This window comes from Calothrix anomala FACHB-343 (assembly GCF_014696435.1).
GTDB classification, from domain to species: domain Bacteria; phylum Cyanobacteriota; class Cyanobacteriia; order Cyanobacteriales; family Nostocaceae; genus Aulosira; species Aulosira anomala_A.
The window spans coordinates 1-22104 of record NZ_JACJQG010000111.1; the positions used below are offsets into that span (position 1 = coordinate 1).

Genomic DNA, 22104 nt, shown 5'->3' on the forward strand with positions numbered 1-22104 from the left:
CCTTCAACAAGTTTTTCAATGAATCTGTTAATTCCATTGACACCTATGTACATTCAAAAATCGAATCATCATTGAATTTACTACAAAAAGGGAAGGAAGAGGTTGCCGTTGGCAACCTCTTCCTTCCCCACCAGAATGATTATCATTCTTATAAGTTGTATATTTTATTCTCTGGAAGTCCCTTACCCAGTTTGCTGGAAAATATTAAGGTACGAGGCCAGCGTCAGCGAAAGCGAGATAGCTGAAAATAAAGAATTACCTCTTATCCAGGGTTAAAAGGAGAATATTCTCCAAAGCGCCAACGCAGAGAAAAAGCATTTTTACTTTCCAAAACCTGCTCAATATCAAACTCTACTAAACGTTGTGCCCCTGCAAACTCGCCTAATCTTTCTGCGTCCCAAATTATTTTTGCTTTCCCAGTTAATTGCAATATGTGACCTTGTACAAAATCAATAAACAATAAACCTGCATTGGGGTTCACACTCAAGTTACCGAAGGTCTGGAACATATTATTACCAGAGTAATCGGGAAATACAAGCTGATTACTATTTACAACTTGCACAAACCCAGGAAACCCTCCTCGGTGGGAAGCATCAGCCCCGCTTTCAGGATGATAACTGGCGATGAAAAATGTGTCGGCTTGGGTTATCCAAAGTTGATTTGTCTTATTTAAAGCATCATTGATAGAAGCTTGAGGATTTTCTAGTGAATCAGTCACAGCTTTTTCTATGTGACGTACCTGGATATATTTAGGACAGTTAAAAAATGCCTGTTGAATTTCTACTTTGATATTCTCTTGATGTACCTTTGCTTTGCCATTTAAACGCAAACGCCTGCGTTTTGCTAAATCAATTACTAATAGACCAATATCATTGTTACTTTGCAGGTTTTGGTGTAAGGGATCGGTTTGTATAGGAATAGCATCAATCTGTATAGTTTGCGGGTTTAATACTTTTATAAAACCAGGCTGTTCTGTTAATAAAGATGTCCAAACTCTGCCGTTTGTATCCACTGTACTAGCAACTACTATTTGCTGTGTACTGAGAAATTCATGAGCAGATGGCTTGATGGTGCTACTAATAATATGACATAGAAGTTGCGCTTCTTCTCTGACACCTGCTTGTGTTTGGACTTTAATTTCTCCCGAATGGAAAGACATCGTATTAATTCGTAATTCCTATTAAGAAAGATAGGGTAGCGAAATCATCAATCATACTTTGTGGCAATTAAGGTAAAGTTCAACGTGATATAGCTTAATCAGGTATTTCCCCTGCGCTAGCTAGTTTTAGTCCACATCTGATTTTTCTGTATCTGTAGAGAAATTACACCGTGTAACTTCTATACATTTATTAAATATTCGTCATATAACCCAAACTTTCCAAGATCAGTTTTGGGTTGATTGCGATCGCCATAACTGATCTTGGCGATCGCATAATTTTATGGTATTGCAAGAAGCGTTGTCGTTCTGCAAATATATCTATGAAGAGGTATCGCAGGACGCACTTAAAATTGTGGCTACTCTCAAAGCTTCTCAACAAGGACTCGCAAGAATTAAACAAGCTAGAAGTGAAAAGGGTTGGTCTGTTGACGATTTTAGATGGATAGAGTTAGCCAGTGAAGTTTTAGGTGTCTCTTGGAAAGAAAAATGCGTTCTTGCTGTTGGGATATCAGAAGGAACCTGGAAACGTTTCTTAGCTGGAAAGCAGGCGATTAATGCTGAGGCGTTTAAAGCCTATTGTCAGGTGCTTGGGCTGAATTGGCAAGAAGTAGTTGAGATTAAGGATGAAGGCAAAAGCATCAAGGATGAAGTGAATAATTTTCAGACTTCATCCTTGACACTTCATCCTTCCCAAGATTGGGGTGAAGCACCGGATGTATCGATTTTTTACGGTCGGAGTGAAGAACTGGAAACTGTTAAGCGATGGGTGACGCAGGAAAATTGCCGCTTAGTGACACTGCTGGGAATGGGTGGGATTGGTAAAACGACGCTTTCTGTAAAGCTGGCGCAGGAAATTATAGGCAGTAGCGAGGACAAGGGGACAAGGGAGACAAGGGGACAAGGGGGACAAGGGAGACAAGGAGGAATTTTATCTGCCCAGTCTCCTCAGTACATCATTTGGCGTAGTCTCCGCAACGCGCCACCAGTGGAAGATATTTTGGCTCAATTGATTCAATTTTTTTCTGAACAGCAACAAACAAATTTACCAAGTGAGTTACAGCAGAGAATTTCGCTGTTACTGAAATATTTACGTTCGTCGCGCTGTCTGATGATTCTGGATAACGCTGAATCAATTTTACAAGCAGGCGATCGCACTGGTCGTTATCGTCCTGGATGTGAAGGTTACAGCCAACTTCTGCAATGTGTGGCTGAAACTTCTCACCAAAGTTGTTTAATTCTCACTTCGCGGGAAAAACCCCAAGGACTCGCCAAGTATGAAGGGGATAGTTTGCCCGTGCGTTCTCTACAACTTACAGGTTTACTAGAAACAGATGGGCGCGAATTATTTAACGTTAAAGGTAAATTCACTGCTTCACAAGACCAATGGCAAGTTTTAATTTCCCGCTACGGGGGTAATCCTCTGGCTCTCAAAATTGTAGCCTCTTCTATCCGCGACTTTTTTGACGGTAATATTTCCCAATTCCTCGAAATTTCTCAGCAAGGTACATTTATTTTTGATGATATTCGTGACCTGCTTGACCAACAGTTTCATCGTCTGACAGCATTGGAACGGGAGATTATGTATTGGTTAGCCATTAACCGCGAACCTATTTCTTTAGCCCAGTTACAAGCAGATTTTGTAGCTTATGTCCCACCTCGTGAATTATTAGAGTCGTTGAGTTCACTGCAAAGGCGTTCTGTAATTGAAAAAAATGCTGGTGGCTTTACTCAGCAACCTGTAGTGATGGAGTATGTCAGCAATCAGTTAATTGAGCAAGTTTGTGCAGAGATTGTAGGGAAAAGGGAAGAATTAGACCCCTTCCCCCTTCGCCTTTCCCCCTTTCCCATGTTTTGTAGTCATGCACTAATCAAGGCGCAAGCTAAAGATTATGTGCGGGAGACGCAAATTAGTCTGATTCTTCAGCCGATTATCGATAGATTAATTACAGAACTTGGTAGCTTAGAAAACATAGCTAATTGTCTGCCTCATATCCTTTCCACCCTGCGAGGAAAATCGCCGCAAGTAACGGGCTATGCTGGCGGAAATGCTCTAAATTTGCTACATCAAGCACAAATTGACCTCAGTGGATATGATTTTTCGGGTTTAACTGTATGGCAAGCTTATCTTCAGGGCGTAAACTTGCATGATGTTAACTTTGCTGACTCAGATTTATCGCGCTGTGTTTTTACGGAAACTTTAGGTAATATTTTATCGGCTGCTTTTAGTCCAGATGGTCAACTTTTAGCTACCTGCGACACTGATTGTCATGTCCGCGTGTGGGAGGTGAAAACAGGGAAATTATTACTCATTTGCCAAGGTCACATCAACTGGGTACGCTTTGTGGTGTTTAGCCCGGATGGGGAAATATTAGCGAGTTGCGGTGCTGACCAGAATGTTAAACTCTGGAATATCCGAGATGGGGTTTGTATAAAAACTTTAACTGGGCATGAGCATGAAGTATTTTCTGTAGCATTTCATCCAGAAGGTGAGTTATTAGCCAGCGCCAGTGGTGACAAAACTATCAAACTTTGGAATATCCACGATGGTACTTGCTTGCAAACGCTGACAGAACATACAGATTGGGTACGTTGCGTTGCTTTCAGTCCAGATGGGCAAACCTTAGCAAGTAGCGGTGCTGACCACACAATTAAACTTTGGGATGTGCGTCAAGGTAAATGCTTGAGAACTTTGCAAGCACATACAGGGTGGGTACGTTCGGTGGCGTTTGGAGCAGATGAGCAAACTCTAGCTAGTGCAAGTGGCGATCGCACGATTAAAATTTGGAATTATCATACAGGTGAATGCCTGAAAAATTACACCGGACACACTAACAGCGTCTACTCCATTGCCTATAGTCCTGATAGTAAAATTTTAGTCAGTGGTAGTGGCGATCGCACTGTCAAAATTTGGGATTGTCAAACCCATACTTGCATCAAAACTCTACATGGACATACCAATGAAGTTTGTGCCGTCGCCTTTAGCCCAGATGGTCACACAATCGTATGTGTCAGTTTAGACCAAAGCGTTAGATTGTGGGATTGTTTTACTGGTCAATGTTTAAAAACTTGGTACGGCAATACAGATTGGGCATTACCTGTAGCTTTTAATTCTGATGGGCGAATTTTAGCCAGTGGTAGTAATGACAAAACAGTTAAGCTGTGGGATTGGCAAACTGGCAATTGCATTAGAAGCTTAGAAGGGCATACAGATTTTATTTATGGAATTGCCTTTAGTCCAGATGGAGAAATTTTGGCAAGTGCAAGTACAGATTCTTCAGTGAGACTGTGGAATATTAGTACAGGTCAATGTTTCCAAATTTTACTGGGACATACAGATTGGCTATATACTGTGGCTTTTCATCCCCAGAGTAAAATTCTTGCCACTGGTAGCGCCGATTGTACAGCCAAACTATGGGATATTAGCACAGGTCAATGTCTCAAAACCTTGAGCGAACATACCGATAAAATAATAGGAATTGCTTGGAGTCCAGACGGGCAAATATTAGCTACTGCCAGTGCTGACCAATCGGTAAAATTATGGGATTACAGCACAGGTAGTTGCATCAGCACATTACAAGGACACAACAGCCGCGTATATTCAGCCATCTTTAGTCCAGATGGAGAAATCATCGCTACTTGCAGCACTGACCAAACGGTGAAACTATGGGATTGGCAGACGGGTAAATGCTTCAAAACACTGACTGGGCATACAAACTGGGTATTTGCCGTTGCACTTAGCCCAGATGGAAAAACCCTTGCTAGTGCATCCCATGACCAAACTGTAAGAATTTGGGACATCAACACAGGAGAATGTCGCCATGTCTGCGTTGGACATACACATTTAGTATCTTCCGTAGCTTTTAGTCCAGATGGGGAAGTCGTAGCCAGTGGTTCTCAAGACCAAACTGTGAGGATTTGGAATGTGAAAACGGGCGACTGTATCAGGATTTTGCGGGCGAAAAGACTTTATGAGGGGATGAATATTAGTGGCGTGAAAGGGTTAACCGATGCGACGATTTTAACGCTGCAATCTTTGGGTGCTGTAGTTTAAAAGTTTAGGAAGTTTTTTCTGGAATATTTAAAAGCCACAGCTTTTCTAACCTTGAATATAGGTAACACCGCGATATTTAAGCTGAGATTTGTATTGATTTGGAATCGTTATAGGTTTGACAACCTTGTAACTAACACCACGATACTTTGCAGTTGTAAAATCTTGCTGCTTAGGTAATTTGGTGCTGATTGCCTCGTAAAAAAAACCACGATAAGACAGTAACATAAGTTAATCTCTGTGAATGACTAGCGTTTACTGTTATCACAGTAAGATTTACCTTAATTTAAGTCGATATATAAAAGTTATGCAGTTTTTGAGCCAAAGCAGACTTAACTTTTCACTAACTTTTAGTTCTTCAACAAGGTTTGGATCAAGCTACCAATAGTAAATTCCTTCTTTGCCAATCAGCTACTCATTGCAAAAATCTGTTCAGCCGTTAAGGGAATGTTGGGAAACAATCTTGAATCAATTCGATTATTTCCTTGAAACACCTTTGGGGGTAAATACTCACCGTCTTCAAGTTGGTAAATTGTAATAGTTGGCTGCTTAGGAGAGCCAATGAAGCGAATACCACCAAAAGCGGCATAGTCCACAATGATGTACTCTAAAACGCCTAAATCCTCATATTCAGCAAGTTTTGTTAGATAGTCGTCCTTCCAATTGTTACTAACAACCTCAATGATTCCCGGTGGTGGAATATATGCAGCCGCAGAACTAGAGAGAGTTTTCATCCGTTGCCATTCTTCCCTAGCAAATATGACAATATCAGCTTTTCGGCTTTTTTCTTTTTCTGGTGGTGCTATTTTGAGCCTAACCTGCTTAGACTGGCGCGACACATACGGCAGGTTATTTTCTTGAGAGTAATTTTCAAGGTAGGCACACAGCCTCTGGATTAAATCTTCGTGATTGGCATTTGGTTCTGATAATGGCACAGGAATCCCATCCAATAACTCAAACTCTCTGCCTGAACCATCATCCCAGGCAAGAAACTCTTCAAAAGTCAGTGGTTGTGTGACGCTTGCGTACATCGCACTCGCTCCATTGCTGACAGGTACTTGACTCAATGCTACCAAGATGTACAGCTTTATCTACCATAATTATCAGGTTGTAGGGTATATGTAAGGCGATCGCTCCGCCAAAGCCTTTAGCTTACGCAATTGGTGAGTGTAGTGCGATCGCGGAAAATTTACAGATGATTTTCTGATAGCATGATAACCGTGTCATCGTGCTAGCTATGATAGTATCGTTTAAAGATAAAGCAACTGAAGACATTTTTGATGGTAATGACTCAAAGGAAGCCCGAAAACGATGTCCTATAAACTGTTGGGAAGTTGCACAGAGAAAATTAGATCAACTCAATGCAGCATTCTCATTGGATGATATGAAAGTTCCTCCAGGTAATAGGTTAGAAGCTTTAAAAGGCGATGTCTACGACGGGCTACGCCTACGCAAAGGTCAGCATAGTATTCGTATTAATGACCAATATCGGATTTGTTTCACATGGACACCTCAAGGCCCCTCAGAAGTTGAGATAGTAGACTATCATTAGGAGATTACCAAGAGATGAGAGTTCCAAAAAATAGACCCCCCTCACATCCCGGTGAGATATTACTCAAAGATTTTCTAGAACCATTGGAAATATCACAAAGAGAACTTGCAGATGCAATTCATGTTCCTTATCAGCGAATTAATGAGGTTGTAAATCAAAAGCGGGGTATTACGCCTAGTACAGCATTACGGTTAGCAAAATTTTTCGGGAATAGTTCAGAGTTCTGGTTAAACCTTCAACAGAATTGGGAACTTTACCATGTTCTGAAGGAAGAAGAAGCGGAATTAAAAACTATTGCGCAGTTTAAAAGTTCTGAAGCAACGGCTTGAAGTTGGGTAATGAGAGGCCATCAATTAGTGGTGGAGTGCGATCACCTAGCGACATTACTTAGCCTCTATGTTATGCTAGACACCTTTAAAGCTATGGAGGATAGAGGGGTGTCAGATAGCTTGTTTAGCGCATTGCGTAAATATCCCAAAAGCCAAGAACTCGATCCAATTGAGAATTTTATTACTGAAGGTTTTGCTTGGCTTCTGAGAAATAAAGAGGTGTTAGCGCGTGATTTTATAAATTATCTTAGTCCAAAATTACCAGAGCTTATTCCTTTAACTCATATAATGCCACAGTGGAAAACCCAACATACCTTTCCTGGTGGAAAAATAGATATGGTGGCAGATTTTGGACAATTTGCCTTGATATTTGAACACAAGATATGGTCAAAATTAAGTGATGGCCAATTAGATAAATATCGTGAATATGCAAAAGCCAACTTGAAATGGTCACAAGGATATAAATTAATTCTGATTACCGGATTAACTAGCCAACATGAACAACAGCCTGATTTGGCTCTAACTTGGAGTGATATATATAAATTCTTAAAACGTTGGCTAGAAACCAAATCCGATGATAGCCTAGTTCGTGATTTTATAGATATGCTTGCTGAGGAGAATTTAGGCCCAGCAGCACCAGTTTCTTATGAAAGTATAGTTTCTTATTTACCTGCTCAATCATTAATACCTAATCTAAAAAGCATAACATTACGCGCTGCTGAAGCCGATTGGCGGTGGGTATTAGAAAGAATTGGATTTAAACAAGATGCGCCTATTTTGTCTAATCCAGTCAAATATGAAGACAAGTACGGGCGATTAGTGTTAAATATTGTAGATAGTTGGTTTCCTGGGATATTGATTGGTACTATTTTAGATGGTTCCGATTGTAAAGTGAAACCTTCAAATTATCATCTAGTCCCAGATTTTTGTCTAATTTTAGCTTTTCATATCGAAAAGTGGAAGAAATTTGAAAGAGATTTTTTTAATTCTGATGAATATAATCAATTACGCTCAAGATTGAAAGCTAATTCTGGGACATGGGATTTTCACGATCACAGATTGGAAGCAGGAAAACAAAATCCTTGGCATCCTCTTCATCTAAGAAAACCTCTAGCTGAGGTATTCCGAGGTACTATAACCTTTGACGATCAAGTTGAAAGATTTATTGCTCAAGGTCGTGAAGTTATTGAATTGCTTCTTGAAGATGGTGAATTAGAAGCTTTAACAAAACGACTTCATCCTATTGCTAGAAATAGTATGTCTCCTGTTTAGTAAGTTGTTATGAGGCGATCGCAGATTTTGTAATCTGCATGAGCGATCGCTCCCTCTGCTAAATTAAGGAGAGCTTTTGGAAATGCGATGTCTACGAGACTTCATTACAGCCCATTATGCTGGCATTTCTACTTTAACCCACAGCATATTCGGTAAACTGCCGCATAAATGGTGACTGAAATCCTAAAACAATATCTTCCTTTGGAACTCCAGCATTCACCAAATCAGCTGCAATATCATCCTCCGTACCATTCCATTGCAGCCAAATTTTACCACCTTTAATATCGATGTGTATGATACAACTGTGTACCCAGTCTTGACCTTCCCAACCAAGATAAACAATTTGGTAATGGTCTCGTTCAGTGTCAAAAATTGTCTCAACTTCAATATTTCCGTAAGCAGGTTTTTGTTTACCATACTCTGAAAGCATCTGTTGTATAATCTGGCGATATCGTACTATTTTTTTATTCAATAATCACCTCGTTTTCAACATCATAAACAATCATTTTGACTCGATTTTCTTCTACCATATCCTTGGGAAAATCAAGTTGAAAAAATGTTTTATAAGTCGTCAAAGGTACTGCTAAATATAACATCCGCTCTGGAACTCGTCGCCTTAATGCACCTCTATAATTGATAAATTGTCCCAACGCTGTGTGGAATTCTGAAATAGCAGAAGATTTCTCTAGAAAACTCTTGACTTCAACAGCAATTTTTTCATTGTCTCTTTCTGCTGCAATCAGTTTTTCTGCTGGTAAATCAATTGACATTTTTACCCCACCCACGTTAAACAAAAGTGGGTCATGAGTTATCTGCCAACCGTCCTTTTGTAAAGCAATTTTTACAACCTCATGAAAGACATCTCTAGCAGACATGGGCATTCATTATAGTATTTCCCACTTCTAAGATATCGTGTCGCTGCATTTTCAGCACTTTTCTACGATCCAACACCTATTTACTGAGATACTTTTACTATACCAATGCGATCGCCCAGCTTAAAACTTAGCCTATCGCACAAACCCCTTTCATTCTCCTTAACATTTGCACTATTCTGTAAATAATCTCTGACGCATTTACAAGCCTGCGCCAACAATTTCTCAGGACTGGAATCAAAATCTAAATTCCAGAGAGTGACTTTACCAAGAGAGTCTGAAGAAGCCAAAACCTGACCATCTGGGCTAAAACTGATGCTTTTAACCCCAGTATCGAGTCCTGCAAGGGTTTGCAGCACTTCTCCCTTACGGTTCCACAGCTTGACTGTCATATCTTCGCTAGCTGTCGCAATTGTCTCTCCATTTGGGCTAAAACTTACAGCATTCACCTCACCCCTGTGTCCCCGCAAAGTCAATAGTTCTTTACCGTCTCGATTCCAGAGTTTCACGGTTTTATCTTTACTGGCGGTAGCGATAACCTGACTATCAGAACTGAAAATTACAGCCTGTATTCCCGCTTGATGTCCTATGAGGGTAACTAGTTCTTGACCCTGACGATTCCAGAGTTTAGCAGTTCCATCTTCACCTGCGGTAGCGATAATTTGACTATCAGGACTGAAACTTACACTTCTGACACCAGCTTGATGTCCGCGCAAAGTCATGATTTCTCTACCATCCAAATTCCACAGTTTAACTGTTGTATCCCAACTAGCACTAGCAATGGTTTTACCGTCGGGGCTGAAAGTTGCGCTTCTCACATCTGCTTGATGTCCGCGCAAAGTCGCTATTTCTTTTCCGAATAAATTCCATAGTTTGATGGTTTTATCTCGACTGGCGGTAGCGATAATTTGACCATCAGGGCTGAATTGTAAACTTCTGAGGGTATCGCTATGACCGTTAAGTGTGACTAATCCCTGCCCTTGACGATTCCAGAGTTTTGCCATTGTGTAACGACCAGTTGTACCCAGAATTTTACCATCATGACTAAAATTAACATTTCCCTCAGCAGCTTCACCAAGATTAAAACTAAGGGATTGGAATTTTCCGGCTTCCTCATTATCCATATTCCACAATCTCACAGTTCCATCTTCGCCACTACTAGCTATAAGTTTTCCATCTTTACTTAAATTCACGCCCCAAACAGCATCAGTATGTCCTCGCAAAACTTGTAATTCCTCACCTTTGCGATTCCAAAGTCGGATGCTTTTATCCCAGCTAGCTGTGGCGATAGTTTGACCATCTCGGCTGAATACTGCACTCGCAACAGTATTATCATGACCGCGCAGCGTCGCCAATTCTTTACCGTTTAAATCCCAAATTTTTGCAGTCTTGTCTCGACTCGTTGTTACCAGGTTTTTACCATCGCGGCTGAAATTAACATACATTACCCAATTGTCATGCCCTCCCAAGCTCAACAATTCTTTGCCATCCCAACTCCAAACCTTTGCTGTACCATCCCGGCTGGCGGTAGCAATCATTTGTCCTTTGGGGCTGAAATGAATGGCGACGACTGGGGCTTTATGGGTAGGGAAAGATTTTAACTCCTGTCCTTGTATGTTCCAGAGTCTCATTGTGCCATTCCATTCCATTGATGCCACTGTTTTGCTATCGGGGCTAAATCCGACACAGGCTACCCAATCTAGATTATTTAAGGTGACAATTTCTTTACCATCCTCAACACGCCATACTTTCACGGTTTTATCTCGACTGGCACTAACTAACATTTTACCGTCGGGACTAAAATTCACACTCCATACTGCATCCGTATGACCGCGCAGAGTATGCAATAATTTACCATCACGTTGCCAAATTTTTACTGTTTTATCCCAACTGGCGCTAGCTAACTTTTGTCCATCGGGGCTAAATTTAACTCGTGTAACTACATCCCCATGACCTACTAAACGGTTACGTTCCCGTACCCAGTAGAGAGATTGGCGTAAGGTCTTTTCTACTTGCACCTTTAAATCTGTATCTGCATTTTCCCAACCCATCTGGTTTAACTTGATACCAGCTTTAAGACTTTCGAGTAAAGCGTCAAAGGTGTTATGAGACTCAAAAGCTGTTTCTGATGAGAGAGTTAAGGCTTTAATCTCGCCTAAGCTTACTTGTCGCTTTTGTTGTGCGGTTTGCCATGTAAGTAAACCTGAAATTCCCAAGAGAGTTACAGCGACAACAGACAGCACCGATAATCCCATCATTCCCCGGCGAATTGTTTGTTTCGCTTGCTGTTCGGCGTTGAGAAGGATTTGGTTTGCTTGTTGAGATGCAATTAACGCACTTTGTACTTCGCGTTTTTCTAGTTCCTCGCTAGCGGCTAAAAAGCGATAATCCATGTTACTCAAACTTTTGCCTTTCGCCCAAGCTTGAGCATCTTTGAGGGCTTGTCCTCGTAGCAGGTTGGTTTCATCCTGATAATTTGATTTCACCCAAGCATTAATTAAATCGGCGTAGGGGCGCAATTTCTTTAATTGCTTTTCTACCCACTCAATATGAAAAACTTCTTGATAGATGCGATTGTAAACTTGTAAGCTACCTTGTTTTTTAACAACTAATCCCGATAGCAGTAATTCAATTTTTTCTGGCGAATCATCAGCGGGTACACCACCATTTTGTAATATTTGTAGATATAGTCCTAATAATCTACTGGCACGTTGTTCGTTATTGAGTAATCTGTCACGGATGGTTCTTAAATGAGGTGGTTCATCCAGGGAAGCCCAGTTATCTATGATATGCGATCGCACTATTGCAGAAACTTGATCAGCTATAGCCTCACTAGGAATCAATATCTCCTGCATTAGTTTCTTGAGGAAAGGAGATTCTATAGCCGAAAGCTTCCCTTTTTCTTCTATTCCTTCACGCCAATGCTGTGCAACTAATTGACAGAGTTTTTGAGTTAAAAACGGTTGACCTCCTGTCCAAACCAGTATTTCCTTCAGTGCTGCTTGGGTATTTTCGACTGTATTCACTAACCCTATTTCTAATGGTTGAACTTCTGCAATATTAAACCCATTTAACTCAATTGCTCTACCAATATTAAAAGGTGTGCGTGTTTTATCACTAATTAAATCTGACGGGGTAGCTACCCCCAATAGTGCAAAAGTGAAGCGTTTGTGTTCGTGGCAAGAACGAATCAGAGCAAAAAAATCATCTGTATTAAATGGTAAGCTGATTGTGCTGTCGATTTCATCGAAAAAAATCACAATCGACTGATGAATAAATTCTGGTAGGACAGATTGCAGTAATTCACCCAAACGACCCACTGGAGAAAGGTCTTGTCTTTGCGCTAACCAATCACGCACATTAATTTGCGTAGTCAACCGAAAACTCCGCACCAGCCGCATGATAATGTCTGCATACCACTGGTCGGCGGTGATGTTGCTATTGCCAATTCCCGACAGGTCAACCGTTGTGCAAGCAATACCATCCTCTTGTAGTCGTTTAGCCACCTGTACCCGCAAGCTAGATTTACCCATTTGCCGACAATTGAGAACGTAACAAAACTCACCTGCCTTTAAAGCGTTGTAGAGTTCTTCGTCAGCTTTTCGTACTACATAGCTGGGTGCATCAACTCTGAGGCGACCGCCAACTTGATATTCATAGGATGAAGTAAGCTTTTGCACGGGTAATCCTCTACCTGAAAATTCTCAATTGATGCATTGCATCATAAAGTTGACTGTCATACTTATAGAGCTCCTAGCCTTCTGTGTCGATGTAGAAAAGTTAAGGATTTTTTCAACTTAACTTGAAAAAATCGCAGCTTTGGGTTTTGCATCAATTATAAAAACAAGAGTAATTGTGTAATCTAAATTATTGATGAGAAAGTGGTGCAAAATATGAATGCAAATTCTCTTAAATTTCTCAGCTAAGGTTTAGCTATTCATAACCTGAGAGTTGTTACATCCAGTGATACTGTGAACAGTTCACTTACAGTAACTCATACAGCTATGCAGCAGGCTCTCATTCTACAATCATCCTGAGTATGGCTTTGCTGAGATGTTACAAATTTACACTTAAGTCAGCAAAATCACGCAATACAAGAGCGGATTGCCATATGCCTAATCTGTGGTGTAGCTTTAGTAATCATCTTTCTCCACACTAGAATAAAACGAAATTTGGTTGAAAACTGTTAACGCTTATGGAAAATTTTCCTCAACCGTCTTGTTGCTACAGAATGCATATGGTTAGCTGAGTTCCGATTTACTTCCGGAACTCAACCGGAACTTTAACGCCCAAAACATAGACCTGACAAAGAAATAATTTAACCACAGATTAATTACGTCTGGCTAATATCAAGTTTTATGAAAACTGCAAAACCAGGCAAAATTACTTCAATACACCTCTTAGGTAAAATAAACCCTCGCTGAATTTAAATCTTTTCAGTGGGGATTAAGATAAAACGTCGAAAATTTGCCAACGAAGAGAAAAAGTACTATTCAACATCTGCCATCAGTTGTTTATATTCCGAAACGGCGTTTCGATAAGCCTCATTCTCGCCAGGTCTTGCATCCCAAAGAATTCTGATGATGTGGGTTTGGTTGAGATTCATTTCGTTTCGCAAGCGCAAAATCTCCGCTATTGCCTCATTTCGGAGTAAGGTGAAACGAGTGAAACGCTGCTGTTGTGAACTGAAACTATTGATGGAGCGTCCTTTCGGCGTTTCGGATGAATGTTTCGCCGTTTCGCTAGGTAAGGAATCCGTTTCGCCTTCATCAGCATAAAAACTCGAATCCAATATCTTGATAGTGTCGATATCAGAACTGATGAATTCTCCTGGTGAGGGTGGTTGGAATCCTTCAATAAAAGTTCTGGAATCACGGTCATAGCCAGAATGATTTTCTAGCTTGGGCATTGCAAACCAACGATTGAGACCACCATGATAAACCGCTCGGTTTACAGGCGATGCATCAATGAATTCCTGAAGTTTGGCATCACTGATTTTCTGGCTACTGGGGATAAAGCCAGTAGAAATCATGGCACTGTAAGCGGCAATATTCACACCAGAGACAATCGCCAGGGGAGTAAACTGCGAGCGCAATCCACCGCTAATACCCAAATCTTCAGTGTGAGGATTCTGGGCTAAAATCCAAACTCTAATTCCTGCAGAGTCACCGCAGGAAGTATAACTGGTCAATTTGCCCTTGAGCCAATCGAGTTGTTTAGCAATCTTGAACTGACTGCCAATCTGTGTCCCTTCATCAAAAGCTAATAACTTGTCACCCTTTAGAGCATCAAATTCTCTTATGCAATTTTGAAACCAACTGACAATTTCAACAGGAGTCATCGATGGAGTAGAAGCTCGTTTGAGGACATCTACACAGCCAGAGAAGTAACCAGTTTCTTTTGGGTCGTTTTTGGGGTCAATGTAGAAAATGGTAGTTTGCGGGTGCAATTGTTTAATTCGCCGCAAAGCATTACTGACAAGCAAACCTTTGCCAGCCCCAGGAATACCTATGATTAAATGGTTAGAAATTCGTTGTGACATCTTCTCAATCACATCAAGTGTTTGCGGTATTTGGGGACTGTATTCATCAATGTGCGTGTTAGTTTCATCAATTGGTATAGGAGTTGAGGAATTGGATGAAGGAATACCAAGTGGTAAATCAGTTGTCGGTGCGGCTAAAGGTAAGTGAGCAATAGGCGGAGGCGGTAAGTTAATTTGAGGTGCTTCTAATTGTGGTGGACGTATTTGTTGAATTGCTTGAACATGGTGATAATTCACTCTGGGGTCAACTGAAACTTTGGCAAGATGTTGATTGAGTTGGTCAAACGTAGGGAAGACACCACGAAAATTGACAAAGCAATCAAGCAGATACCGATAAGCGTAAAAGCGTTTTCCCGGTTCCACAATATTAATAAACTCAGTTAAGGTATGGGTGTGTTGCCTGAGCATGGCAAATTCATAACGCTCAAGCGGTTCCAAGTGATGCATCAAGTCAACAAATTCGTTTTGATTTGAGAACCATTCTTCTCTGGCTTGACTATCACCCATCGCTGATAAAAACTCAAAGAAGTTACCTCTAATAAAGGGTATGGGTGCAAACTGATGGGAAGCATTCATGTCAGTTGCAACCGCCCAAACATACCCAGCACTGGCAATTAACGCACCGATGGGTGCCAGAGGACTGGTAGCATAACAGACTGCTCCAATTGCCCCACCAGCAAGAGTGATGAGTTTCGAGAGATTCATCCCGGCTCGCTCATCTTTGGCTCTGACTAATAGCTGATCGGTACGTTCAACTAACCAAGCCGCAACATTTCCCGCTTCCAGGTGTTCTATTGAAGGATAATCTTCTCTGAGCCGGGCAGTTTCTAGCGTAGTTAAAGATGGTACTTGGCTGCTCTGATGAGTCTGGTTTTGATGAGATGCAGGGTCTGGTTGATAATTGAGAAAATCCATAGCTTCTTCACTCAGTTGCTAACTCTTGGTTAATTTCCAAATGGTGTAGCCGATTTCGCCAGCCATCATTGAGCCTAAGTTGTAGACAAGGCAGGCAAGGATAGTGCTGGGGTTGGTGAAAGCGAAAGGGTTCCGTCCAACAAAAGTGGTTGTCAGGTCGAAAATCCAAAAGAACAAAGCAACTGCACCACCTGTGTGTCGTTCTTTCATCCCTGCAACCTTGTAATCCCGCCATAATGCCTGTGTTAGATCAATGGTGCCACTAGGTTTACCGCCTAATGTAAACTGCTTGGAATATTCAAACTCGGTTTTCGCTTCTTCTGGACGTTTACCTCTTAACGTTCGAGCTTCCATTACCTGAACTAATGCAGATATGCCAAAAGATAACCAGAATAATGGGTTGAAAGGCAGTGTTAGCCAACCAATCCACCCAATCCAATTTTGCTCAAACCAGGGAAAGAGAGGAGTTCCAGCAAACATCGTCTGCCAAATGCCATCAGTACTGAGTAACGAACCGATGAAAAAGCCCAGTGCGCCGATGATTTTTGTACCGCCAGAACCAGGGGTAACGAACTGTGCGAGGATATGGGAAACGAAAGATACAGGGATGGAAATAATATCAACAATCCATCCAGCTAAGATTTCTATGTAATCAGAAACTCCCTTCCTCTTTTGGGTCTGCTTTTCGGTTGCTTGCTCAGAAGATGAATTTTTCTGAGTATCCATGTTCTTAATTCCTCCTGCTCGAGTAACCCAGAATTGTCGCGAGGGAAAGCTGGGGGAGAAAAGAGTAATTGAACAATAACTCTCTTGCTACCCCAGCCTCAAGAGCTTCCCCACCAGAATGATTATCATTCTTATAAGTTGTATATTTTATTCTCTGGAAGTCCCTTAAGGCGATTCCTATAAAACCGAGTATTGCTTGTCCAAGGTATTTATTAGCACTAGTACTCACGATTTCTCCCCGATCAATTTCACCGATATACCAGCAGTAAAGCCTAAAGTCATAGCAGACGAACAATTCGCAATTCGCAGTTCGCAATTCGCAATTGTGAACAAAAGTTTCAATTGATTCATTGTTTTTACAAGCTTTTAATTTCAACTATGAACAAAAAAACAGACAGTATTAATTGCGAATTGGTTTGACTGGGCTGGTGGCTAATTTCTGCAATGCTTGTGCGAGTTTTTGGCTCATTTTGAAACACGCCCCAAAATTGCAAAACCTGCGCCAACAAATATTCCTAACGCTGGGAGCAATCCAGCAGAAACTACACCAGTAGCGATAGCACTTCCTACTAAATAACCACTTCCACCCAAAGCACCGAAAACTGAAGTGGCAAATAAACTGGTACTGAGAATATCCATAACTGTCAAATTCCTTTGGGATTTCAAGATTTCTTGCAGTAGTTGTATTTGAGCAACAGTAGCGACAGTTTCAGTTTGAAGTTGTAGTAATTGAGCGACCACTTTGTACGCTTCTAGAAGCGAATCTGCGTTCCCATCGAACTGACTCGTTCTCTCAAAAGGTTCAGTCGCTGTTTGAGTTGTTGCTTTTTTCGGATGGACTCCCCCAATCTTGTTGAGGCTTCTTCGGCTAGGTTAATTAAGCTCTGATCAATCTCCGCTATCTGATTGTCAACTTCGAGCATCGATTGCTCTGCAAAAGCGTCTAGCACAGTCCCTTTGGCTGCAATCAAGGATTCCATGAACAACAATGCGCCTGTTACCCCAGTAGAGGCACCCAAGATTTTGGATTGTTCGTTTTGAACAGCGATCGCTCCTGATATCGTCTGTTTATCTGCCGCTGTTAGCTTGTACGAAGCCTGCTGAATTGCCTCGTCAGCCTTTGTAATTGTGGCTTCTCCCATGCCATTGAATTGTTGCGAGTCCGGCTGTTGGTCTTGTTTTATTTTTGAATGAGCCGCCAGAAATTCTTCGGGGAGTTGAGAATTAATTGTCCAAGTTTGGCCTGGGAAGTTTTTGCGGAATTCGTCAACTAACTTACCCGGCTTTATACCAATAGATTCTGCATATTCTTTGATAGTCATTATCTAAACTCCTGTAAATTTTTCTGGGTGTTGTTTTAACTCAACTGCGGTTTTGATTAAACCCTTAAGTAAAACACAAGTTCTAATTTGTTGCAGAACTGGTAGATGCCAATTAGTCAATTTGACATGGCGATTTAATCCACCATTCTCTTCATCTCTGAATTCAGCAAAACTTGGGAGATATAAAGAAGCTAAATCTAGATATGTTCTTAACTGCCTTTCGCTAATTTGTGGTTTCAATCTCAGAGCTGCCTGTTGTCTTGTGAGAACTTCTTCAACGGAGCAAGAACCTTTCAGTTGCAATACTTTCCCTCCTTTAACTTCCGATTGACTTCCGATGAACTTCCGATTCATTTCCGGAAGTGCTGATCTTAATCATAAAAAACCCGCAATATTGCGGGTAGTGTTTGTGTAACATCTTTGTGTTTCTCCAACACTAAGCTAAAGCTAATATTTTATGTATAGCTCCGAAGTGGTTCAGTACATATGGCTTAGGTTCCACAAATCTGGAACTATTTTCATCAGCTAACCAGTTTTTTAATGTTTCAACTGAATAACCCGATAATTTGCTCATTTGGTAAATCGAAAACTTATGAATCTTTTTAAAATCTTTAGGATGTATGGGATTAATACTAATAGTTACCATAGACAATTGCTCCTACTATTTGTGAATCAATTTTGGATTTTGGATGCCCGGATGTTAGATTGATTCCCGAATAAATTCGCTTGCTAGCCTTCGGCAATGCTGCGCTAATAGACCAATGCGCGATTTTAAACTTTGAATATTCTCCTGACACAGAGGCTAAGCCAACAATCCAAAATCTAAAATTCGGTGAAGCTTTGTGGGATGATTTTCTTATTTTACCGTACCATACCGTATAAAATTTGCAACTATGACGTAATTTGCCGTACTATCAGAAAACTATTTCTCTGCTATGTATGCCAAAGCCAGGATATAAAACTATCACAGTTCCCGACTGGATAATTGACGAAATTAAAAGACAACCTGATTACCAGGGGAATCAAGCTGCTACACTGGGAAGATTGATTAAAGATGCGGTTGCGGCTCGCAGTGGAGATTTAGAAAGCCCAGAATTAATTACTGGACGCATCCTTAATCATCTGCCTCATTGGGATAGAAACAAATCCTGGGAGTTAGCGCTAACTATTTTAAGCTGGCTACAAGAAAGCGAGCGCTCTGACTATGAGCTTTGATAACATACAGGGGTGTTCAAGAGAATGATTCTGTTGTTACGCGATGGCTGCGCCAACGTCTTCGACGAACGCGCTACAAGTGAACAACTTGAACAAATGTTAGAACAGCACAAGTTCTACATTAAAACAGCAGTAGATATTGAGCGTAGAGTATTAGTTGGCGGCGGTGAGCTACACGTTGATTGTGAACAAGTGCTGTTGGATGATGGTAGTAGACAGCAGGATATTTGGGCTGCTAGTTTCATGCCAGTGACTGGGAGGATTATATGCGAATCTATGGTTAATCTACGTCCTCGCCAAAATCGCTCAATGGAAATTTTAGACTCTAATATTAGAGAAAGAGTTGCTCAAATCATTATTGAGTTCTTGGGAAACTTATGATTGAAATGACACCACAACAGCAAATTTTTATCCAAGATGATGTTTCCACTCGCCTGCATCACTTGGCAAATCACTTATCGCAAATTCATTCTTTATGGGCTGGGGAGTCATCGAAGGATTTGATGCTAAATCTGGTAAAAGAAGGTCGGTACTTTATCGAGTGGACTGTACCTGACATGGTGAAAGCCGATGACATTGACAGGGCAAGTGAGTTAGTTGACTTAGCGCGTTTAATGAGTAATTGGTTATTCCATTGGGACGAGATGTGGTCTGATGCTGAACAAAAGCGGGTCGCACAGAAAAAGACCCAAAACTGGTTGCATCGGGTTTTGGAAATAGCTGATACAAAGCCAGAATCAGTGAGTGCCTAGTTTTTGGGTTTGTCTAGCTTGACCTCAACAAACCGCTCAAGACAACCCATCGCCTTACCCAGATAATGCATTACATCGCTCAAATGTGTCTTGATCTAGTTTTAAAACTTCCAAAGTTTGTGCAAGTGCCTGTATTGCATCTGCCAAACTCAAATCCCTTTTGTTATCACATAAGAATTGATAAACTCGTGGGTTATGCTCTTGAAAATCTACCAGTAAATTGAAGATTTTCTCTAATTCTTCATGCACAGATTCTCTGGTTCGGCTGTCTAAGTACAGTGCTTTATCTAGAGTTTGTTCATTCATGATTTCTATCCGATATAAAGAAGCGCTCTGTTAATAACAAAGCGCTTGGTGATTGATAGATTGTGGTAAGTTGCTACTAATATGTCTTCGGATCGCTCTCAAGTTGCAGCGAATCTTGTCAACAATTCTTCACGGCTTAATTGAATGCATAGAGGCGTAAATTCTTCTGGTGGTAACTGTAACAACCTATCAACTACTCTTGATAGCTCTTCATCTAAATTACCAAACCTGACTCTCAGTAAATTCTCTACAACTTCACGTTGCCCTTTTTGCTTTGTAGTTTCTTCCCATTCTTGATATGCTTGTGACAAATTCATGATTAACTCCTGGTCATCTTGTGTGAGATTTTCCGGCTGTTGAATTGAAATAATTCGCCAATTGGTAATTAGTTTAAGAGTGTTTTGTCGTACTACGTTGTTATCGGGTAGTGCTAGTAATTCACTGACAGCTTGGCGTTGAGTTTCTCCTTTACCTAAGAGCCTTAACCACAATGTTTCACTGGTTACTGGTAGCTGGTTAATCGCGACTATCGCTGTTCTCAATGAATTAGCTAGAAAGTAAACTCCAGTTGTCCAGTTTTCTAGCTCCAGTTTAGCGCCAAAACTGTTAAGCAAACTTTCTGAAGCTGATGGTGCTAAAATCCATAATCGTGCAAGATTATCCTCTGGTAAGCTCGCATCCTCTCGCTTGGCTTTTCGTTGTGAGTCTGCCATGACTGTAAAGACCTTCAGAAGACAGTTGCGTACTTCTGTCTTCGTTGGTTGATTGCGAAATGGTTCTAGCAGAGAAGTTCCTACAGCTATTCTGCCAAGTAAACCCAATGACTGTTGATTAGCTTGGGGTGTTGATGAGGCAGAAAACAAAATATCTACAGGAGCGAATTTCATCGGTTATTTCTTTATTGACTTCCACCTTTCCTAAAGGAGAAAGTAACTCCTCTAAAAATTGCTTTGAAAATTGATCATAAGGTTTTCTAGTCATATTTTAAATCGGAGATGTTTTGCATTTTAGGTGCTCAAATTTTGGTGCCAGATGAATAGTATTTGCCTATCCAAATGTGTCTTTTTGAAGAAATTGTTTATACAATCTGTGTAACAGTCTGCTGTTGAACTTGCTGCATCCATGCTTTGATGGCTTGCAGTTCATCCAAGCCATCAACTACAGCATTAACTATGTATTTATGATAGGAATTACCAGCATGATTGGGGTGGTCAAACTTATCTGATGCCCAAGCAATGCACATTGTTTTTACAAGCTCATCAACTTTACTGTGATGAAGCTCGCTGGGACTACTAACATCTTGAAAATGTAACCATTCCTTGATTAAATCAAGTGGGTAATTAAGTAAAGTCCGAATTTGTTTTACTCGCAAATCTTGAGGATGTATTGCAGATGTTACAGTAGTTTGCTTTGGATTTGATTGTGGTTGTACAGGTTGAACATAATCGACTGAATCTGAAGTTGGAGTTAACTGAGATTGAACATCACGAATAATTGTTGCCCAATCAGCGTTAGGATTCCATTCTCTACGAATACGGGTTTTAGTTACAGCGTCATAAAGATTGCAGAAAACTGAGTTTTCATCCCCAGGAGTAGCAACAATTATCAAAGGCTGAGTAAAATCTTTCACAACAGATGCAGCTAACAAGAATGATTTAGCAAAGTTGGTTTCAATGCCACTGCGGACGATATAAATTTCATCAGCTTGGACAACAATATCTAATTTTAAATTGTCCTTTCCTTTGAAATCTTTATCTGTCAGTCTTAGCTCTAAAACATAACCTGTTAATGCTCTTTGGCTCACAGGAATTTTTTTGTCTTGTTCAATTTCGCATTTATACCAAGCGTAAATTCGCCCATCAACCTCTAATTTCTTCACATACAGATAAATTGGCTGTGGTGGATTACCTAATCCGAGTTTTATTTCAGGCATAATTAAAAATCATCCAGTTCAGTTTGAGCTTTAGTAGGCTGCTTTTGGATTCTAGCTTTATTCATTTGATGAATTGATTCTTGAATTACAGGTCTTGCAGCTTCTTTAACAGAGGATTTGGCTTGCTGATACAAAAATTGTGTTACGCCTTCTGCATCCTC

The 22104-nt window shown here is 40.7% G+C and carries 23 protein-coding genes; 8 read left to right on the top strand and 15 right to left on the bottom strand.

Annotation, left to right across the window (positions count from 1 at the left end):
• Positions 1 to 245: hypothetical protein (locus tag H6G08_RS37265; RefSeq protein ID WP_206758304.1), on the top strand; the 245-nt coding region annotated here is incomplete at its 5' end.
• Between the two features lie 17 nt (positions 246 to 262).
• Here the strand turns inward: H6G08_RS37265 and H6G08_RS35300 are convergent.
• Positions 263 to 1159, bottom strand: coding sequence for a pyridoxamine 5'-phosphate oxidase family protein (locus H6G08_RS35300; RefSeq protein ID WP_190551733.1), 897 nt, complete (start codon positions 1157 to 1159; stop codon positions 263 to 265).
• Positions 1160 to 1511: 352 nt separating this feature from the next.
• Here H6G08_RS35300 and H6G08_RS35305 point away from each other — a divergent pair, with 352 nt between their 5' ends.
• Positions 1512 to 5210: a WD40 domain-containing protein gene (locus H6G08_RS35305; RefSeq protein ID WP_313943693.1), complete on the top strand. Its 3699-nt coding sequence runs from the start codon at positions 1512 to 1514 to the stop codon at positions 5208 to 5210.
• A gap of 45 nt (positions 5211 to 5255) precedes the next feature.
• Here H6G08_RS35305 and H6G08_RS38775 read toward each other — a convergent pair whose 3' ends face one another.
• Together H6G08_RS38775 and H6G08_RS35315 are read right to left on the bottom strand one after the other, a co-directional pair.
• Positions 5256 to 5435 carry a DUF4278 domain-containing protein gene (locus H6G08_RS38775; RefSeq protein WP_190551737.1) on the bottom strand — a complete coding sequence of 60 codons (180 nt, stop codon included), beginning with the start codon at positions 5433 to 5435 and terminating at the stop codon, positions 5256 to 5258.
• A 179-nt stretch (positions 5436 to 5614) separates the two neighbouring features.
• A complete protein-coding gene (locus H6G08_RS35315; protein WP_190551739.1) occupies positions 5615 to 6238 on the bottom strand; it encodes a Uma2 family endonuclease in 624 nt (207 codons plus the stop codon).
• Positions 6239 to 6444: 206 nt separating this feature from the next.
• On the opposite strand from H6G08_RS35315, the gene H6G08_RS35320 reads away from it, so the two are divergent.
• The 3 genes from H6G08_RS35320 to H6G08_RS35330 are packed head-to-tail and all read left to right on the top strand — an operon-like array spanning position 6445 to position 8360.
• The gene (locus tag H6G08_RS35320; RefSeq protein ID WP_190551741.1) at positions 6445 to 6759 is read left to right on the top strand and encodes a type II toxin-antitoxin system RelE/ParE family toxin; all 315 of its coding nucleotides are present in this window, start codon (positions 6445 to 6447) and stop codon (positions 6757 to 6759) included.
• Positions 6760 to 6773: 14 nt separating this feature from the next.
• The gene (locus H6G08_RS35325) at positions 6774 to 7088 is read left to right on the top strand and encodes a HigA family addiction module antitoxin (protein ID WP_190551743.1); all 315 of its coding nucleotides are present in this window, start codon (positions 6774 to 6776) and stop codon (positions 7086 to 7088) included.
• Between the two features lie 9 nt (positions 7089 to 7097).
• Positions 7098 to 8360, top strand: coding sequence for a PDDEXK-like family protein (locus H6G08_RS35330; protein WP_190551745.1), 1263 nt, complete (start codon positions 7098 to 7100; stop codon positions 8358 to 8360).
• Between the two features lie 133 nt (positions 8361 to 8493).
• On the opposite strand, the gene H6G08_RS35335 is transcribed toward H6G08_RS35330, so the two are convergent.
• The 9 genes from H6G08_RS35335 to H6G08_RS35375 form a co-directional block, all read right to left on the bottom strand.
• Positions 8494 to 8832, bottom strand: a complete 339-nt coding sequence (locus tag H6G08_RS35335) for a XisI protein (RefSeq protein ID WP_277877877.1) — start codon at positions 8830 to 8832, stop codon at positions 8494 to 8496.
• On the bottom strand, positions 8825 to 9235 hold the full coding sequence (locus H6G08_RS35340; RefSeq protein ID WP_190551764.1) for a XisH family protein: 411 nt from the start codon (positions 9233 to 9235) through the stop codon (positions 8825 to 8827). The genes H6G08_RS35335 and H6G08_RS35340 overlap by 8 nt, the downstream gene beginning before the upstream one ends.
• Positions 9236 to 9315: 80 nt before the next feature.
• Positions 9316 to 12912, bottom strand: coding sequence for a WD40 domain-containing protein (locus H6G08_RS35345; RefSeq protein ID WP_190551747.1), 3597 nt, complete (start codon positions 12910 to 12912; stop codon positions 9316 to 9318).
• Between the two features lie 809 nt (positions 12913 to 13721).
• Positions 13722 to 15689 (bottom strand): nucleoside/nucleotide kinase family protein, encoded by a 1968-nt coding sequence (locus tag H6G08_RS35350; protein ID WP_190551749.1) that lies wholly within the window; start codon positions 15687 to 15689, stop codon positions 13722 to 13724.
• Positions 15690 to 15707: 18 nt separating this feature from the next.
• Positions 15708 to 16415, bottom strand: coding sequence for a hypothetical protein (locus tag H6G08_RS35355; protein WP_096648450.1), 708 nt, complete (start codon positions 16413 to 16415; stop codon positions 15708 to 15710).
• Positions 16416 to 16880: 465 nt separating this feature from the next.
• Positions 16881 to 17156: a hypothetical protein gene (locus H6G08_RS35360; RefSeq protein WP_190551751.1), complete on the bottom strand. Its 276-nt coding sequence runs from the start codon at positions 17154 to 17156 to the stop codon at positions 16881 to 16883.
• Positions 17157 to 17167: 11 nt separating this feature from the next.
• A complete protein-coding gene (locus H6G08_RS35365) occupies positions 17168 to 17737 on the bottom strand; it encodes a hypothetical protein (protein WP_190551753.1) in 570 nt (189 codons plus the stop codon).
• A gap of 3 nt (positions 17738 to 17740) precedes the next feature.
• Positions 17741 to 18091, bottom strand: coding sequence for a hypothetical protein (locus H6G08_RS35370; RefSeq protein WP_190551755.1), 351 nt, complete (start codon positions 18089 to 18091; stop codon positions 17741 to 17743).
• An 82-nt stretch (positions 18092 to 18173) separates the two neighbouring features.
• Complete coding sequence (locus H6G08_RS35375) at positions 18174 to 18383, bottom strand: hypothetical protein (RefSeq protein ID WP_045873469.1); 210 nt, start codon at positions 18381 to 18383, stop codon at positions 18174 to 18176.
• 293 nt (positions 18384 to 18676) lie between these two features.
• On the opposite strand from H6G08_RS35375, the gene H6G08_RS35380 reads away from it, so the two are divergent.
• The 3 genes from H6G08_RS35380 to H6G08_RS35390 are packed head-to-tail and all read left to right on the top strand — an operon-like array spanning position 18677 to position 19704.
• The gene (locus tag H6G08_RS35380; RefSeq protein WP_190551757.1) at positions 18677 to 18952 is read left to right on the top strand and encodes a hypothetical protein; all 276 of its coding nucleotides are present in this window, start codon (positions 18677 to 18679) and stop codon (positions 18950 to 18952) included.
• A gap of 24 nt (positions 18953 to 18976) precedes the next feature.
• The gene (locus tag H6G08_RS35385; protein WP_190551758.1) at positions 18977 to 19333 is read left to right on the top strand and encodes a DUF5674 family protein; all 357 of its coding nucleotides are present in this window, start codon (positions 18977 to 18979) and stop codon (positions 19331 to 19333) included.
• Positions 19330 to 19704, top strand: a complete 375-nt coding sequence (locus tag H6G08_RS35390) for a hypothetical protein (RefSeq protein ID WP_190551760.1) — start codon at positions 19330 to 19332, stop codon at positions 19702 to 19704. Before H6G08_RS35385 ends, H6G08_RS35390 begins: the two co-directional genes overlap by 4 nt.
• 54 nt (positions 19705 to 19758) lie before the next feature.
• Here the strand turns inward: H6G08_RS35390 and H6G08_RS35395 are convergent, their stop codons facing one another.
• The 3 genes from H6G08_RS35395 to H6G08_RS35405 form a co-directional block, all read right to left on the bottom strand.
• Complete coding sequence (locus tag H6G08_RS35395; protein WP_190551762.1) at positions 19759 to 20010, bottom strand: hypothetical protein; 252 nt, start codon at positions 20008 to 20010, stop codon at positions 19759 to 19761.
• A 98-nt stretch (positions 20011 to 20108) separates the two neighbouring features.
• Positions 20109 to 20897 carry a hypothetical protein gene (locus H6G08_RS35400; protein ID WP_313943705.1) on the bottom strand — a complete coding sequence of 263 codons (789 nt, stop codon included), beginning with the start codon at positions 20895 to 20897 and terminating at the stop codon, positions 20109 to 20111.
• Between the two features lie 191 nt (positions 20898 to 21088).
• Complete coding sequence (locus H6G08_RS35405) at positions 21089 to 21943, bottom strand: hypothetical protein (protein ID WP_096648268.1); 855 nt, start codon at positions 21941 to 21943, stop codon at positions 21089 to 21091.
• Between the last annotated feature and the right edge of the window lie 161 nt (positions 21944 to 22104).